This window comes from Bartonella senegalensis OS02, from assembly GCF_000312545.1.
GTDB lineage: Bacteria > Pseudomonadota > Alphaproteobacteria > Rhizobiales > Rhizobiaceae > Bartonella > Bartonella senegalensis.
The window spans coordinates 466,233-484,118 of record NZ_HE997540.1; the positions used below are offsets into that span (position 1 = coordinate 466,233).

At 38.3% G+C, this 17,886-nt stretch carries 16 protein-coding genes; 3 read left to right on the top strand and 13 right to left on the bottom strand.

What is annotated here, in order from left to right; genetic code table 11:
• The first annotated feature begins 169 nt into the window (after positions 1-169).
• The 3 genes from mgtE to ppa all read left to right on the top strand — a co-directional run bounded on the left by mgtE (position 170) and on the right by ppa (position 5,565).
• A complete protein-coding gene (mgtE, locus tag BN200_RS01935; RefSeq protein WP_019220734.1) occupies positions 170-1,546 on the top strand; it encodes a magnesium transporter in 1,377 nt (458 codons plus the stop codon).
• Between the two features lie 1,594 nt (positions 1,547-3,140).
• A complete protein-coding gene (typA, locus tag BN200_RS01940) occupies positions 3,141-4,967 on the top strand; it encodes a translational GTPase TypA (RefSeq protein WP_019220735.1) in 1,827 nt (608 codons plus the stop codon).
• Between the two features lie 67 nt (positions 4,968-5,034).
• On the top strand, positions 5,035-5,565 hold the full coding sequence (gene ppa, locus BN200_RS01945) for an inorganic diphosphatase (RefSeq protein ID WP_019220736.1): 531 nt from the start codon (positions 5,035-5,037) through the stop codon (positions 5,563-5,565).
• A gap of 478 nt (positions 5,566-6,043) precedes the next feature.
• Here ppa and BN200_RS01950 read toward each other — a convergent pair whose 3' ends face one another.
• The 13 genes from BN200_RS01950 to BN200_RS02010 form a co-directional block, all read right to left on the bottom strand.
• Positions 6,044-6,367 carry a DUF167 domain-containing protein gene (locus BN200_RS01950; RefSeq protein WP_019220738.1) on the bottom strand — a complete coding sequence of 108 codons (324 nt, stop codon included), beginning with the start codon at positions 6,365-6,367 and terminating at the stop codon, positions 6,044-6,046.
• A gap of 30 nt (positions 6,368-6,397) precedes the next feature.
• Positions 6,398-6,685, bottom strand: a complete 288-nt coding sequence (locus tag BN200_RS01955) for a YggT family protein (protein ID WP_019220739.1) — start codon at positions 6,683-6,685, stop codon at positions 6,398-6,400.
• A 333-nt stretch (positions 6,686-7,018) separates the two neighbouring features.
• Complete coding sequence (locus BN200_RS01960; protein ID WP_019220740.1) at positions 7,019-7,579, bottom strand: invasion associated locus B family protein; 561 nt, start codon at positions 7,577-7,579, stop codon at positions 7,019-7,021.
• Between the two features lie 134 nt (positions 7,580-7,713).
• Positions 7,714-8,235: an RNA pyrophosphohydrolase gene (locus BN200_RS01965; protein WP_019220741.1), complete on the bottom strand. Its 522-nt coding sequence runs from the start codon at positions 8,233-8,235 to the stop codon at positions 7,714-7,716.
• A gap of 41 nt (positions 8,236-8,276) precedes the next feature.
• The gene (locus BN200_RS01970; protein ID WP_019220742.1) at positions 8,277-9,587 is read right to left on the bottom strand and encodes a S41 family peptidase; all 1,311 of its coding nucleotides are present in this window, start codon (positions 9,585-9,587) and stop codon (positions 8,277-8,279) included.
• Complete coding sequence (locus tag BN200_RS01975; protein WP_034988612.1) at positions 9,577-10,857, bottom strand: murein hydrolase activator EnvC family protein; 1,281 nt, start codon at positions 10,855-10,857, stop codon at positions 9,577-9,579. The genes BN200_RS01970 and BN200_RS01975 overlap by 11 nt, the downstream gene beginning before the upstream one ends.
• Positions 10,858-10,952: 95 nt before the next feature.
• The gene (gene rlmH, locus BN200_RS01980) at positions 10,953-11,435 is read right to left on the bottom strand and encodes a 23S rRNA (pseudouridine(1915)-N(3))-methyltransferase RlmH (RefSeq protein WP_019220744.1); all 483 of its coding nucleotides are present in this window, start codon (positions 11,433-11,435) and stop codon (positions 10,953-10,955) included.
• 1 nt (position 11,436) lies between these two features.
• A complete protein-coding gene (gene rsfS, locus BN200_RS01985) occupies positions 11,437-11,865 on the bottom strand; it encodes a ribosome silencing factor (protein WP_019220745.1) in 429 nt (142 codons plus the stop codon).
• A 316-nt stretch (positions 11,866-12,181) separates the two neighbouring features.
• Positions 12,182-12,790: a nicotinate-nucleotide adenylyltransferase gene (locus tag BN200_RS01990; protein ID WP_019220747.1), complete on the bottom strand. Its 609-nt coding sequence runs from the start codon at positions 12,788-12,790 to the stop codon at positions 12,182-12,184.
• A gap of 29 nt (positions 12,791-12,819) precedes the next feature.
• Positions 12,820-14,076: a glutamate-5-semialdehyde dehydrogenase gene (locus tag BN200_RS01995; RefSeq protein WP_019220748.1), complete on the bottom strand. Its 1,257-nt coding sequence runs from the start codon at positions 14,074-14,076 to the stop codon at positions 12,820-12,822.
• Positions 14,077-14,124: 48 nt separating this feature from the next.
• The gene (gene proB, locus BN200_RS02000) at positions 14,125-15,264 is read right to left on the bottom strand and encodes a glutamate 5-kinase (RefSeq protein ID WP_019220749.1); all 1,140 of its coding nucleotides are present in this window, start codon (positions 15,262-15,264) and stop codon (positions 14,125-14,127) included.
• Positions 15,265-15,269: 5 nt separating this feature from the next.
• A complete protein-coding gene (gene obgE / locus BN200_RS02005) occupies positions 15,270-16,292 on the bottom strand; it encodes a GTPase ObgE (protein WP_019220750.1) in 1,023 nt (340 codons plus the stop codon).
• 857 nt (positions 16,293-17,149) lie between these two features.
• On the bottom strand, positions 17,150-17,875 hold the full coding sequence (locus BN200_RS02010) for an RlmE family RNA methyltransferase (protein WP_019220751.1): 726 nt from the start codon (positions 17,873-17,875) through the stop codon (positions 17,150-17,152).
• Positions 17,876-17,886 lie beyond the last annotated feature (11 nt).

Here is a 17,886-nt window from a genome sequence, read left to right on the forward strand (position 1 = left end):
TGATTGATGAAATTGTTTATAACCACAATCTATCCTTGACTTTATTTTAAATATTAACAATTGGAAAGACAATTAGTAGGGGCTTTTGCTTAAATCTCTCATAACTTTTGTTCTATCCTCTCTATGACCTGAATTTATAATTCTCCAATCCTTCGGAAGGTACTTTATTATGACCGAAATTAAAACGACCTTCGACTTCAAAAATTCTTCTCCTGAAGTTCTCGCCGAAGAATTAAAAAATCATCATTTTGCTGACTCGATTGATATCATCAATGATCTTGATATCATGGAACGCGTCGCTATTCTTAGCCTTTTACCTCTTGATTATACCATTGAACTTTTTGACAAACCAGAACTTGAACAACCAGCAGCTATTCTCGAACTTCTCCCTATAAACCGATCTGTTGAAATTCTTGATGGCATGTCTGCCGATGCCGCTGCCGATGTCTTTCAAGAAATGGATACAGAAACTCGCACACGACTTTATGCATTGCTTAAACCCCTAACGCGCGCTGAACTCAAAAAACTGACCAGTTATCCTGATCATACAGCCGGTGCATTGATGACAACAGAGTTTATAGCTGTCCCCGCAAACTGGACCGTAAAAAAAACTCTCAATCACATTCGTGATGTTGAACGAACACGTGAAACAGTTTACACAAGCTATGTTATCGACCCTAAAACAGGTGCTCTTCTCAAAGCTGTTTCACTGCGTAACCTTATCCTTGCTTCACCTGATGATCAAATTCTAAACGTTTCTACACACGACACACCTATCACAATATCTCCCTTCACACATCATGAAGACATTGCTCGTCTTTTCCAGCGCCATGACCTTCTTTCTGTACCGGTTATTGATGAGGGAAACCACGTCATTGGTATTGTGACAGTCGATGACGTCCTAGATACAATGGTTGATGAAATGAGTGAAGATGCTTACAAATTTGGAGGTATGGAAGCTCTCAATAAACCTTATATGCAGATAAATTTTTTAGGGATGATGAAAAAACGTGGCGGCTGGCTTGCTTTACTTTTTGTTGGCGAAATGTTGACAGCCAGCGCTATGCAATATTTCGAAGCAGAGCTTGAAAAAGCTATTATCCTTACACTTTTCATTCCTCTCATTATGAGTTCAGGAGGCAACTCTGGCTCACAGGCAACATCCCTTATTATTCGTGCATTAGCTCTGCGTGAACTCACGCTCAAAGACTGGTGGAAAGTTATTATTCGTGAAATTCCAGCAGGGCTATCTCTTGGTATTTTACTCGGAATCATTGGAGTTATGCGCATTTTTCTCTGGCAACAGCTTGGTATTTATGACTATGGAAAACATTGGATGGCTGTTTGTGTAACTGTAGGAGCCGCTTTGGTCGGAATCGTTACATTTGGTTCCTTATCTGGCTCCATGCTCCCTTTTATTCTTAAACGCTTGGGATTTGATCCAGCAAGCGCTTCAGCTCCCCTTGTTGCAACTTTAGTCGATGTTATGGGGATTATAATCTATTTTTCTGTTGCCTCTATCATCTTATCTGGAACTCTCCTCTAATACGAGAAGAAAAAACGCATTTCATGCACCTTAAAATCTCTCCTGTCGAGAAAAAATTGATTTTGTAACACTATAAAACAGCCTTACACATCTTAAAGCAGGGTTTTTGATACTGTCATTTTGTTATTACAAATGCCTTCTTAATTTTCTATTTTCAATACAGGCATTAAATACTCATTTGTGAGTATGACAATCCGTAGTTATATTTTTAGATTGCATAAGGAATTTTTTCTCAGTTGTAATTTTTCTTACGTTCTTTCTTTAGTTCTTTATTCTTTTTACAAATATTTTTCTGTGTAACTGTGGCAGAAAGTATCAATGGATTTGCCTTTTTGATAGTTAAGCGTTTTTAGATGTTTGTTAGTTTAATTCATACGCCTGATTAGATTTTTAAATTAGGTGTTTATTTTTCTCAGAGAGATTGGCAAGTTTTTAATTGAGAAAAATTATTTGACACCTAACTCAATTGATAACTCGAACGATTATGTATGGAGGAACACAATAATTAAGCGTCTTTCTCTATTAACCATCGTTTGCAAGACTTCCAATACCAACTCATTCAACAATGCATCCTATTCTTTTCTCACTTTCGAGTCAGAAAATAACTGTAAAACATTTGTTTTAAGAAGGTGTATTGCATATTTTCAAGTCATACAGCTTGTATTGAAGCTATACACAATAACCTTTTCTTGATAGAGATATAAGGCATTATAAAATCTGTTCCTTTTTCACCAGTTTTTTAGCTTCATAGGTTCATTGGCGTTTTGCAAATTTACAACCCAGATTTTGGTTGTTAAATCGCCTTTTCTGTATTTTTTATGCTTCTAAAGCTTTATTAAGTGGAGTAGCTTGATCTATTTTCTTATCGAAAAATTCAACTTTGCTCAATTTCACAATGATAAATTTATCTTGTTTTATAATTAAGAAAATTATTTATCTCAATCTGCAACTAAAAGATTTAAATACATATGTAGTTTATTAAAGTCATCTGTATTTAAAGAATTTAAATTCATTTTTTGCAATCAGTATCCTGAACTTTTATTCATCAATAAGCAAAAAATGTTCAACAACAAATCAGTAAAATCAATAAAGGAATAGACTATCAAATTCGTTCTAAAACGGATTTTTACCCGCACTTCACTCCTCTTATGACATGTACATAAATGATTTTTTCTTCATAATAAGATCAAGAGAGGTATAAATAAAAGTTGAGCTCTTCTAACGCAAAAGAGAAAACGATGCTTATCTCATTTATAAATCACTGTCTTGCCAATACAGAGATGTGCAGTGATTTTTGATGTTCATTGACAAGCAAAAGCTAAAGCATACGCTTTTATTCTAAAAGAGCAAAAAGTGTATTATTTTTTTCTGCACACATCCCTCCCATTGAAACACTTAACACATGCAAAAGTTTTCTAAAAAACTTATTCAAGCCAATAAAGCATCAAAAGCTTTTGCCAACACTTTTTTATAAAAATATTTCCTCCTCTTCCAAAATTATCAAAAAACATGTACAAGGCTTTATAATAGTAAGGTAAAAGGCGCAAAAGCTTTGCCTCAAATGGAATTTCATTAAACGAAAAGAAGAAGATTTATGCAATTGCGTAACATTGCCATTATTGCCCACGTTGACCATGGAAAAACAACACTGGTAGACGAACTCCTCAAGCAATCAGGAAACTTCCGTGAGAATCAGCGTACCAGCGAACGTATGATGGATTCAAACGATATTGAAAAAGAGCGGGGAATTACAATTCTAGCGAAAGTGACATCCGTTGTTTGGAAGGATACTCGTATTAATATTGTCGATACACCAGGCCATGCAGACTTTGGTGGAGAAGTTGAACGTATCCTAAATATGGTAGATGGAGCAATTGTGCTTGTTGATGCTGCCGAAGGTCCAATGCCGCAAACAAAATTTGTCGTTGGCAAAGCACTGAAAGTAGGATTGCGCCCTATTGTGGCTATTAATAAAATTGACCGTGCTGATGCGCGCGCTGATGAAGTCATCAATGAGGTTTTTGATCTTTTCGCCGCTCTTGATGCAAGTGATGAACAACTTGATTTCCCCATTCTCTATGGATCTGGACGCGATGGATGGATGACTGAAAACCCCGAAGGACCGAAAGATCAGGGTCTCAGTCCCTTGTTTGATCTTGTAACACGCCATGTTCCTGCGCCTCATGTAGCAGAAGGACCATTCCGCATGATCGGAACTATCCTTGAAGCAGATCCCTTTTTGGGGCGAATTATTACAGGACGCATTCATTCAGGCTCTATAAAACCCAATCAAAGTGTCAAGGTTCTTGGACAAGATGGAAAAATTTTAGAGACTGGGCGTATTTCAAAAATTTTAGCATTTCGTGGGCTAGAACGGCAACCCATTGAAGAAAGTGTTGCTGGTGACATTGTCGCAATTGCAGGTCTCCAAAAAGGCACTGTTGCTGATACTTTCTGTGATCCTGCTGTCAATGAACCTCTTACCGCTCAACCAATTGATCCTCCTACTGTGACTATGAGCTTTCTTGTCAATGATAGCCCTCTTGCCGGAACTGAAGGAGATAAAGTAACAAGTCGTGTTATCCGTGACCGTCTGTTAAAAGAAGCAGAAGGTAATGTAGCCCTTAAAATTGAAGAATCAGCTGATAAGGATTCTTTCTATGTTTCAGGACGAGGAGAGTTGCAACTGGCAGTCCTCATCGAAAATATGCGTCGTGAAGGATTTGAGCTTAGTGTTTCACGTCCACGTGTTGTTATGCAAAAAGATGAAAATGGAACAACTCTTGAACCAATTGAGGAAGTTGTCATCGATGTTGATGAGGAATATTCTGGAACGGTCGTTCAAAAAATGTCCGAACGTAAAGCTGAAATGGTTGAACTGCGTCCCTCCGGAGGCAATCGTGTACGCTTGGTCTTTTACGCACCAACGCGAGGTCTGATCGGCTACCAATCTGAACTTTTAACTGACACACGTGGTACAGCAATTATGAATCGCCTTTTCCATGCCTATGAACCTTATAAAGGAGACATTGGTGGTCGTGTTAATGGTGTTATGATTTCAAATGATAATGGTGAATCCGTCGCTTATGCTCTTTTTAACCTTGAAGATCGTGGACCTATGATAATCGATGCTGGAGTTAAAGTCTATCAAGGCATGATTATTGGTATACATTCACGCGATAACGACTTAGAAGTCAATGTTTTAAAAGCAAAAAAGCTAACCAATATGCGCGCTTCTGGAAAAGATGAAGCCGTAAAATTAACCCCTCCTGTTAAAATGACATTAGAACGCGCTCTATCGTGGATACAAGATGATGAACTTGTAGAAGTCACCCCTAAAAATATTCGTCTACGCAAACTCTATCTAGATCCCAATGAACGCAAACGTTTTGAAAAAACACGCTCATCACTTTCAAATTAATTTCAGAACTTCATCGATCAAATGTTTTATTATCTCTAAGTTTCATTACTCCGGAAAGGATATTTACATGAATATTAAGGAAATAGCTGTTGGTAAAAATCCACCAGAAGATGTCAATGTTATCGTTGAAGTCTCTCTTGGTGGAGAACCTATAAAATATGAAATGGACAAAAAATCGGGCGCATTATTCGTTGATCGTTTTCTTCATACCTCTATGGTTTATCCAGGAAATTATGGTTTTGTCCCCCATACCCTTTCAGAAGATGGTGATCCTCTTGATGTTCTGATCTGTAATACCCGCCCACTTCTTCCTGGCTGTGTTATTAATGTTCGCCCAATCGGTGCTCTGATTATGGAAGATGACGGTGGTAAAGATGAAAAAATTATTGCCATCCCTACTCCCAAATTAACACAACGATATAATAACATTCATGACTATACAGATCTTCCTGAAATTACACTCAAGCAAATTGAGCATTTTTTCGAACACTATAAAGATCTAGAACCTGGAAAATGGGCAAAAATTAAAGGTTGGCGTAATAAAAGTTTTGCACATGAATTGATTAAGCAAGCGATTGAGCGCAATAAAGAAATATAATTTTTTCAACAAAATCTAAGCCTGTTTTTTGAGCAGGCTTTTATCTTTTCTTTAATATGATTAGCCCATCATGCAAAATAGAACGCCATTGTCTTGTACATTCATATAGTCTTTTTTAAAGAAACCTCTCTTAATTCTCCCAAGTCTATTTCACAAGTGTCATCCGTGAATGGTATTAATAATGGGAAAGCATTGTGCACTACCATTTTTTACGCTTATGAAGGTGTAAACAGACACCATCATTCTCTTTGCCAGATCAAAATATTGTACAACTCTTGCATTAGAATGATTCATAAGGAGCATTTTTACTCCTTTGTTAAATCGTTTCACCCACACACCAACATCACTTATGAGATACAAGCGAATGATTTTGATTGATTCACTGTGACAGAATTTGAGATAAGAGAATCTTACGATATTTGCAGCTCTCATTCACGTTGCAAAACGATGAGTTATCTTTATAAATCAATATGATGATTTATTTTGGTGTAACAGTATGATCTTCTAAAGATTGTAATATCTTTCTCAATTTTTCTAAATATCCCGAAAAATAAAGCTGTTTGTAGCGTGATGTCCCACCACTTTTAAGAGAAATATAAGAAGATGGAATTCTCCATTGTTTTGCCAAAAATTTAATGAGTGCTTTATTCGCCTTTCCATTTTCAGGAATAGCACGAAGACGTATGACTAAATGCCGCCTTCCATCATCCTTGCATTCAATCCCCATTATTTTGTCAACTGAAGCTTTGGGAATTAAATATACAAATAGAATGACACTATTCGTATCAACTTGATGAAACATTTTAGTTTGCCTAACGTAGTATTTCTAGAGTTATATACCTGCATAAACATACCACATCAAATTACGCATAAAATAAATAATCAAGAACACGACAATAGGTGAAATATCAACCGCTCCCAAATTTGGTAAAAACCGTCGGATAGGCCCCAAAACCGGCTCCGTAACGCGATACAAAAATCTCCCTACCAAAAAAACAAATCGATTGCGCGTATTCACAATATTAAATGCATAAAGCCAAGAAAAAATTACATTTGCTATTAAAATATCAATATAAATATTGAAAATCAGATCAATTACCTGAAGCAATGCATAAACCATCCTTTATCTCTCTTTTCATCAAAGAAACAGAAGATTACATATAGAGCATTTATTAAAACAAACCTATTTATCGGACAATAATTTTACACTGCAATGCTTTTTTCCATGAACAGAAAAACAAGCATTACAACTTTTTATCTATTTATTATAATGATGATGAAACCTCAAAAAAAGCCGATCGAAACAAAAACAAAAGCGAATAATCTAAGAATCAGCAAAAGACTTTGAACATCTCTTTTGCATAATCTTTCCGCTTCATAGTTATAAGCTTGTTGTAAAAAACGCTTAAACTAAAAACGGCCTTAAAAGGCCGCCTTTGTTTTATTTTTGAGATTATTTCTGCAAAGCAATCAAACGATTAAGTGCATTGCTAAAACCACCTAGCTGAACAAATAAATCATTTAAAGGAGGTTCCCCTGGAGCAGCAATTGTCATAGCTAACTTCAAATGTTTTCCAGCACGTAAAGCTGCTACATAATTTTTGTCAAAAACTATTGGAACAATACAACCCGCTGGCACACAAGTCCGAATACCGGTCTCGATAACAGCCTTTCCTTCATCAACTTGTAAACGAACAGGTTTAGAAACCAAAATGCCAAAAGGAACCGTTAAATTACCTGAGACAACACCATCAGCATTAAGAACAACGCTCATAGCCACAACAACACGATTCTGGTCATTCACCTCTTGACGGTGCATAAAACAAACTTTTTTTCCCTCTTGTATACCGCAGTTAATGCTCCACAAACCATAGGTTTCGCTCAAAGAAGAAGCACCGTTTGGCAATGTAGCTGCTGTATCTTTTGTAGCAGCAGACTTTGGATCTGATGCAAATGCTACAGAAGAAATACTTAAAAGAGTAAAAACTATAAATAAATTAAATAACTTTTTCATTTTATATTCCAGTTCTTTACATAAAAGAAAATTACGTTTATTATTTCCGAATGTTATGCATAATATTAATGGAAGTGTCCTTACGCATAATATAAAGCATCTTAATAAAGAAAGCTTTCTTAAGTGTATATCTTTTATAATCCTTTAAGGCTACCTCGAAATTCGTTAACAATTTTCATATAAACATGCTTTTTAAAAGAAATAACGATCGAAGGAAGAGTTTCTAAATCAACCCATTTCCACTGATCGAATTCTGCTTTATGACCATCTGGTGGCGGATTAGTCGCAATTTCAGAAAGCTCTCCCGTAAACTGAAAAGCAAACCATTTTTGTATTTGTCCACGATATTTACTGCTTAACACGCATCCAACAAGTTCTTGTGGAAAATCATAATGGAACCAATCCTTTGCTTCCTTGATCAACTCTACAGACCGGATACCCGTTTCTTCGTAGAGTTCACGACGTGCTGCATTTAGTGGCTCTTCATTTTCATCGATCCCTCCTTGAGGAAGCTGCCAACGGTGAGATGTCTCCTTATTTTCGTGAGCACACACCATTAAACGCCGCCCAACCCAAACTTTCCCCTCATGATTAAAGACGAGAATTCCAACAGATCTTCTATAAGGAAGAGCCGTTAAATTAACACCTGCATCCATTTAATTATCCCTCAAAAACTCTAAACTGTCCATATCCCTTCTCACTTTAAAATATCTTTATTGGGGTCTGGTGGAAATGCTGCATGTGCCATTTCACCCCGCAACAGCTTATAAGCCTCATTTAACTGAGCATCATCCTTAGGATCTTGTGGAACAAAAGCAGCTGAACCAGATCCTTTATTGTTCTCTCGTTTCCCTTTGATATGTCCTTTTAACTCAGATTCACCAAGCTTTACATCATAACCTTTATATTTTTCAGGAAGTGGTTGCTCGACAATAATATCAGGCGTAATTCCTGTCCCTTGAATTGAAGTACCGGATGGAGTGTAATAAAGTGCTGTTGTCAAGCGTAAGGCACCATTTTCACCCAAGGGAATAATCGTTTGAACAGATCCCTTACCAAAAGATTGCGTACCTAAAATTGTAGCGCGACGATGATCTTGTAAGGCACCTGCAACAATTTCAGAAGCGCTTGCTGAACCACCATTAATGAGTACAATAAGGGGCTTTCCATTGATGATATCTCCTGGCTTAGCATCAAATCTCGTCACATCATTCTTTTTGCGCCCGCGAGTTGATACAATTTCACCTTTATTGAGAAAAGCACCAGAAACACTGACCGCCTGATCTAATAGTCCACCAGGATTAAGTCGCAAATCAAGAACATAGCCTTTCAGCTTATCTTGAGGAATTTTAGACTGAATATCTTTAATTGCCGCCTGAAGATTACCAAAAGTCTGCTCAGAAAATTGAATGAGCCTTAAATACCCAATGTCCCCCTCTACGCGATATTTCACCGCCTTTACTTTGATGATATCGCGAACAACCTTAATTTCAAGCGGCTTATCAACACCAGAACGAATAATTGTCAACGTAATTGGTGTTCCAGGAGCACCCCGCATCTTACTGACAGCTTCATTCAATGTTTGACCATTCGTTTGTACACCATCAATTTTTGAAATGAGATCCCCTGCCAAAATACCTGCTTTTGCAGCAGGTGTATCATCCATCGGAGAAACAACTTTAATTAAGTTTTTCTCCATGGTCACCTCAATACCAAGTCCTCCGAATTCTCCCTTTGTAGAATCCCGCATTTCCTTGGCTTCTTTAGCATTCATATAAGATGAATGGGGATCAAGCGATGTGAGCATACCATTGATAGCATTTTCAATAAGCTTTTTATCATCCGGAACCGTTACATACTGCATACGGACTCGCTCAAAGACATCGCCAAATATGGCAAGCTGTTTATAAGCATCACCCTCATTATTCGCAGCAACAGAGTGCACCATAATCATTGAACAGGCGCCGAGCAATACCCCAGCGACCAAAAGAATAACTTTACGAATCATTTTGGTTCCTTTTTGTTTTTTCAGTCCGCCACCAAGGAGTTGGTTTCACAGGTTTCCCATGTTTTCTAAACTCAATGTAAAGCATTGGAGCAGTTTTTCCTATATCCAATGCAACACTGTTTGCAATAAATTGCATCCCCATTGTACCAAGAGGCTCACCTGAAAGAACAAATTGCCCCTGCGTTACATTAATTTTTGACATCCCAATAAGAACGATATGGTAACCATCTCCAACGTTGAGAATAATTAACTGTCCATAAGAACGAAATGGTCCAGCAAAAGCAACAAGAGCATCAGCAGGTGCTACAATAACAGCTGCTGCTTCTGTTTCAATCATTTCCCCAAAGCGCGTAATCTGTGAACTATTCTTAACATGCTGAATTTTTTTTCCTAAAACAGGAAAAAGTAAAGACCCTTTTCGGCTTTCAAAATTCGACTGCTCTAACAATTGTAATTTTTTTTGTAATTGTACTGATACATCAGAATTAAGTTTTGACTGACGGTCAAGCTCTAAAATCAATTCTTCCAAAGACTGCGCTTTTTTAACAAGAGCAATGTTTTTTTGTTGCTGTTCTGTAAGTTCTGCTTCCGATCTTTTTTGTAATGTAGCTTTTTTGTTTAATAAAAGCTCTAGACGCTTTCGCTGCTCTACCTGATTTTGTATTTTAGTCTTTAAAGACGCATACTCTATAGTAATCGCATCGCTCAAATTGGTCAACTCCTTAAGGCTCTCTGTTAAAGCCTGTGTTTTCTCTTGCATCTGAGGTATAACAGCTCCTAATAAAACAGAACTCCGAATAGAAGCTAATACATCTTCAGGTCTTACCATAAGAGCAGGGGGTGGCTTTAACCCCATACGTTCTAGAATAGAAAGAACCTTTGCAAATTCAGCGCGACGACTTTTTAAACTTTGATGAACTTGTGCCCGCTTCTCTAACATTTTTTTAAGCTTTTCTTCCCTTTCAGCAATATCATTTGCTATTGCACGTTCTTCTTTAGCAGCTTTTATGAGTGCATCGCTCAAAGCGCGTTGATCTTTTTTTAAACGCTCAACTTGCCGAGCAAGAAAAGCAACACGCTCATGCGAAAGTGAAATACTTTGGCGAATTTCTCCCAGTGTTTTCCTTGCTTCTTCACTCCTTACTGTATCTTCGGCATGCGATACAGACAAGAAAAAAAACATGGTCAACAACAGCACAACAAATATTGTACATTCCTCATATAAATACTGCATCTTTCTATGAAGAAGCTTCTTCATTTGCCTAACCATTAACCTCATCGCGTAAACTAGAGATGCTTTAAATGGTCTCAGCTAAAACAATCTTAATAAATATACAAATAAGTGCTAAAAATTGCACAAAAATTTTAAAAACGATGATAGGGATGATTGCTCGCAATTGTTACAGCACGATAAAGCTGTTCTGTAAGAAGTATACGCGCAATTTGATGGGGCCACGTCATAAAACCAAAAGACAAAAGAAAATCAGCGCGATTCCTTATCTGTTCATTATGCCCATCAGCCCCTCCCAAAGCAAAGATGACATCACGAACACCCTCATCACGATAAAACCCTAGCTTGTCAGCAAAAGCAGATGATGAAATCGCCTTCCCCCGTTCATCTAGCACGATTAATCGACATTTTTCAGGTAAAAATTCAAGAAGCTTTCTTCCCTCTTCCTCCATGCGCTGACAGGCTGTCTGAGCACGACTTTCTGATATCTCCTGGAGTATTTTAAAATGAAAGCCTACAGCGCCACAACTCTTAGAAAAACGATCCAAATAATGGTGCACTAATGCTTGTTCTGCTCCCTTTTTCATGCGACCAACAGCAAAAATAGAAACGTGCATCTCAATGATCTCTGAAGAGAACCGACTTTGTATTATTTAAATCTGGAGTAAGCCACATCTTTTCTAGATTATAAAAGAGACGAATTTCTGGACGAAAAAGATGAATGATAATATCACCTGTATCAATCAATACCCAATTTCCTTCAGTAAGCCCTTCGATATTTGCTCGACCATAGCCACTGTCCTTCCAAGTCCGTAATAAATGATCAGCAACAGCAGATACATGACGTTGTGAATTTGCCGAAGCTATCACCATGTAATCCGCTAAAGATGACTTCCTCTGAATATCAATAGAGACAATATCTTCTGCTTTTGTATCCTCTAAACTCTTGAGAATAATTTTGAGCCTCTCTGCAACAGAAAAAACTTTTCTCTCTGATGAAGCAACAATACTGCAAGAGTATTTTTGTGAAATATTTTCCAGATCCATATCCTTTCTTAATCATTTAGAGTATAAAAAAAGAGAAGCAGAATTTCTTGATCTCCTCTTTGTCATTTAGAGACAAAAATCTCACCGCATCTCACTTTGCCATCAGATTGGCTTCTTTCAGGTCCGCTCCACTTATTAACCTCTTGCGTGTTCTACGTCACAAATTTTACCCAAAAAGAGTCTTGCCCTGAAAATTTTGCTTTAATCTGTCCTTCTACACTGAATTGATACAAAAGAAAATTCAAATCAATCATGAACGCCATTGTATTTTTGCATGCATCAACACGCTTTATATTAAAGAGTGCATCTTACGACACTACGGATAAAGTGTGCAAGAAAAATCATTCTCCTTAAAACGAAGATTCGTTGAAGATTGAAAAGACAAAGGTCCATGCAAATAAGCCCAAGCCGGTGGTTTCATAAAAGGTAATCTTATACTTTCTCTCTCATCTACACGAAAAGAACGGTAAATGTGTGCCATAGAAGAAGAGAGTGCTGACATATGCACCAAGGGACGATCAATGATCGCAATAGGAAGCATCGATATGATATCACGCCACCGATACCAATGATGAATCGTTGCCAAACTATCTGCTCCCATAATCCATACAAAATATACTCTGCGGTAATGTGCAAGAATATGAGAAATCGTCTCTACCGATGTTTTGCTGCCTATCGTCTGTTCAAAACCCGTGACACGAATCTTTGGATCGTCAATGAGTTCAAGACTTAAGTGCATTCTCTTTTCTAAAGAGAGTAAATCTGCACAATCTTTTAAAGGATTTCTCGGAGTTACCATCCACCATAACTGATGAAGACGCAAACGTCGGATTGCAGTTTTAGCAACGAGCAGATGCCCTTCATGTGGTGGATTAAAGGACCCACCAAAAAGACCAACAACATTGGACCTTTCAACATATGGCATATGATTTTTCCATCGAAGAAATGGCTGTTTCAAGGTCTAACCTGTCCATTTCCTTTAATATGGTACTGAAAGGATGTCAGCTGTTCAACCCCTATGGGACCACGCGCATGCATTTTGCCTGTTGCAATACCAATTTCTGCTCCAAAACCAAACTCACCTCCATCAGCAAATTGCGTGGAGGCATTATGCAATAAAATGGCTGAATCCAAATGATTAAAAAATTTCTCCACCATTTCCATATCCTCAGCAATAATCGATTCAGTATGCCCTGATGAATAACGTTTGATATGAGCAATGGCTCCCTCAACGCTTTCAACTGTTTTAACAGACACAATCGCATCAAGATATTCATGCGACCAGTCTTCTTCACAGGCTAATTTGGCTTCTGGCATAAGAAAAACGATATCTTCTGTTGCACGAATTTCACACCCTTTCTCCTGTAGTGCAATCAAAACAGGAAGAAACTTTTCTAATGCCTGGCGATCGATGAGAACTGTCTCAACAGCACCACAGATACCTGTGCGCCGCAATTTTGCATTCAAAACAATATCACGTGCCATCTCTAAATCTGCCGACTGATCAATATAAATATGACAAAGCCCTTCTAAATGGGCAAAAATAGGAACACGGGCATCAGACTGAACACGCGCAACAAGATTTTTTCCACCACGAGGCACGATTACATCAATGGCTCCCTCTAATCCTTTAAGCATTTCTCCAACGGCACCGCGATCTTTCGTTGCAACCATTTGAATAGCATCTTTAGGAAAACCTGCTTGCTCCAATCCTTTTACCAACGCACAATGAAGTGCATGCGCAGAGTGAAAACTATCCGAACCACCACGTAAAATTGCAGCATTTCCAGCTTTTAAGCACAAAGCACTCGCATCAATGGTAACATTTGGCCGACTCTCATAAATAATACCAATCACACCAAGAGGTGTACGAACACGGCTGATATGAAGCCCATTTGGACGTGTCCATTCATGAATTACTTGTCCAACAGGATCAGGCAAACACGCAACTTGGCGAACACTGTCTATGATTGCACATAAACGCACTTCATCTAACTTAAGCCGGTCAACCATCGCTGCCGTCAAATTATTCTGAGTAGCGTTCAATAAATCTTGATGATTAGCTCGTAAAATTTCATCTAAATGAGCCTCTAGATTCAAAGCTATCATTTCTAACGCTTTATTCTTTTGTTCAGAAGACATCACTGCCAGCATCGCAGCCGCACGGCGCGCCTTTCGCCCCATGTCCTTCATCTGTTCTTCTAAAGTCATAATATTATCCACTCTGGAAAAAAATAAACAAACTAAGAGATAACTTTTTTAAGCAGAATCGGTCAAGCAGCGTAAAACCATATCATTACGATGGACCATAGCAGAGCGCGCCTCATACCCTAGGATAGATTCAATTTCTTCACTTTTACGCCCCATAATGCGTACAGCTTCATCTTTGCCATAACTCACAAGTCCACGTGCAATCTCAACTCCATTTGTATCAACAATCGCAACCGTATCTCCACGATTGAATCCCCCCTCAACCGCAATAACTCCTGCAGCTAATAAGGATTTTCCAGATTCAAGCGCCTTAACCGCTCCTTGATCAATCGTTAAAATACCAGACGGATCTAAATGACCAGAAATCCATGTTTTCCAAGCATTAACAGGCTTTTCACCGGCAGCAAAAAAACTTCTGCGCTCCCCTCTGTCAATCGCGGCAAGAGGATTCATACGCTTCCCTGAAGTAATAATCATAGCCGTTCCAGCGGAATTTGCTATTTTTCCAGCATCAAGCTTGGTCTTCATTCCTCCACGAGAAAGTTCTGAAGCAGCAACATCTGCCATTTTTTCGATATCACTCGTGATTGATGCAATAAAAGGAATAAATTCAGCCGTTGGATCACGATGAGGAGACTTGGTATAAAGACCATCAATATCTGATAAAAGTATCAAAAGATCTGCTCCCATCATCGTTGCGACACGCGCCGCTAAACGATCATTATCGCCATAGCGAATTTCACTTGTTGCAACAGTATCGTTTTCATTAATAACAGGTACTGCTCCAAAACGTAAAAGCACATTAATCGTAGCACGTGCATTGAGATAACGCCGTCGTTCTTCTGTATCGAAGAGAGTGAGCAAAATCTGACCCGTTTTTAATCCATATTGGGCAAGCGTATCACTATAGGTTTTAGCCAACTCAATTTGCCCCAAAGCAGCACAGGCTTGACTCTCTTCCAATTTCAAAGCCCCCTGAGGAAGACGGAGCAATGTTCTCCCTAAAGCAATAGCTCCTGAAGAAACTAACAAAATCTCAACGCCTTTTTGCCGCAAGTTGGCAACATCACTTATTAAACTTTTAAGCCATTTAGCACGTAAACCTGTCTGAGGATCAACCAAAAGCGCAGATCCAATTTTGATCACAATGCGTTTATAATGTGCAAGCTTTTGCAATCCAACTGCCATCCTAATCAATCCTGCTCTTCTCGAACTACATCCTCTTTGCGCGCCATTTCAATAATATGTGCACCAGCACGCAGCACATTTTCTAAACCTTCCCGACTAACTGCAGAAAACATCATCACAGATTTACCCGTTACTTTTTGCAAAAGTTCTTGTTTAGCTTTACGCTCCTCAATTGTAAGAGTATCTATTTGACTTAAAGCTACAATCTCAGTCTTATCATTCAGATTATTCCCATATGCCTTCAATTCATTACGCACAATCTGGTATGCTTTTGCCACATCTTCTTCTTGAGCAGAAATCAAATGAAATAAAACACGACAACGCTCTACATGCCCTAAAAAACGGTCTCCAATCCCTACACCTTCATGTGCCCCCTCAATGAGGCCAGGAATATCAGCCAACACAAATTCACGAGCATCAATACGTGCAACACCAAGATGAGGATAGAGAGTTGTAAAAGGGTAATCTGCAACTTTTGGCTTTGCCGCCGTCACGGAAGCTAAAAAGGTTGACTTGCCAGCATTCGGTAAACCAATAATCCCCGCATCAGCGATTAACTTCAAACGAAGCCACAGTGTGCGCTCTTCTCCAGACAAACCTGGATTAGCGCGGCGAGGTGCCCTATTGGTAGATGTCGTAAAATGAAGATTTCCAAAACCACCATTTCCTCCTTTTGCAAGACGATAACGTTGCCCAACTTTCGTCAAATCACAGATTAATGTCGTATTATCTTCTTCAAAAATTTGCGTCCCAACCGGTACCTTAAGGATAATATCATCACCCTTTTGACCGGTCATATTGCGTCCCTTACCATGCCCCCCTGTTTTTGCTCTAAAATGCTGTTGATAGCGGTAGTCAATCAGCGTGTTCAGCCCATCAACAACCAGTGCCCAAACATCACCACCGCGCCCTCCATCGCCCCCATCTGGCCCACCAAATTCTATAAATTTTTCACGACGAAATGATACCGCTCCTGCTCCTCCATCACCAGAACGAATATAAACTTTAGCTTGATCAAGAAATTTCATCGGAAACGCTCACTGAGGAATCAACTCCTCTACCTCTACAGGTAATATATCCGTTTTACCAGTTTTTCATCATTTACAAAATGAAAAACTATAAAAATATCACTAACAACTGTTTGAAAAAAATCCTCATCTTTAGAGAAAAAAGGATAAAACAAATAGCAAAACCATAGTATATAACTAACACTCTTGACCAATAATAGGAATATTGGTGATCAACTCGAATTATTTTTATGGATAAAAAATTATCCTAAATAAGAGAGGCAAAGCCATGGATGGATTCTTCGTTGCCTTTATTGAACCTTAACAGGTATAATAATTTTGGAAAGAAATAAATTATAATGACTCAAAATACGCTACAACATTAGCGGCAAGTAATCTAAAATAGAATGAGCAAAAATTATCATCACTGATCAATGTTTTGCGAAAAAATCACCACATTGGTATTCATCGATCTTATCATCTTAACAAAAACTTTGCTTTGAAAAACAAGACAAAAATCATAAATAATCCTTTGCTGAAAGTCTCTCAATAAACAAAAAAGTCTGCTTTAGGTAAGCGTTTTTAGGAAATATAGTGACGTAAATAATACCCCGCGCAATACTAGTGAAGGAGCACCTTTTAGAGGAAAAAAGCTATTAAATTTTTAATTTTTTTGAAAAAATAAAATTTATAATATAGCTTCTGTTCAATAAATAGGACATGAAAAGGTGCCTGATCATGCTCTTATTATCATAAGGAATGCAAATTTCTTGAGAGTGGATTGATGTGTCCTTTAAGAATTTGCTTCACTTAAAATTGTTGAATGACGCTCGACCACATAAGTCACTAAACTTAAATCTTCTAAAAAGCAGAAGCTGTTATTTTCTTTCTGTTTTTGCTTTGAACTCGAGCGCTAGAAGATAAAGTTCTACGGATTCTGAACGGCTCGCAGGTGGTTTAACATGATGGACTGTTTTAAAGTTTTGTTTTAATGTGGTGAGAAGAGTGTTTTCTGCTCCTCCTTGAAAAGCCTTTGCTAAAAAATGCCCTCCAGGCTTGAGAACTGAAAGAGCAAAATCAGCAGCAACTTCACATAAATAAACCGTCCTTAAATGATCCGTCTGACGATGTCCTGTTGTTGGTGCAGCCATATCAGAAAGCACGACATCTGGCTTCGTCCCTAAAGCATCCATTAATTTCTGCGGTGCATCTGAATGCAAAAAATCCATTTCCAGCATCAACACCCCAGGTAATGGATCAACAGGCAAATAATCAATACCAACTACACTAGGCTTTTCATCACTCGACCCGACAATACGCCCAGACACCTGACACCACCCCCCTGGCGCTGCTCCCAGATCAATAATCTTTTGACCTTTTTTGAGAAACTTATAGCGCTCATTAATTTCGATAAGCTTATAAGCCGCACGCGAACGATAACCATCCACTTTCGACTGATGCACATAAGGATCATTCAAATGTCTCTCTAACCAGCGCCGTGACGAAGCTTTAATAGTCCCGGCTTTTTTCTTTACACGCTGATATAATTCATGTGATCCTGAACCACCATATCCACCAGTCGGTGTTTTTGTCGTTTTTTTCATAACTTATTGTT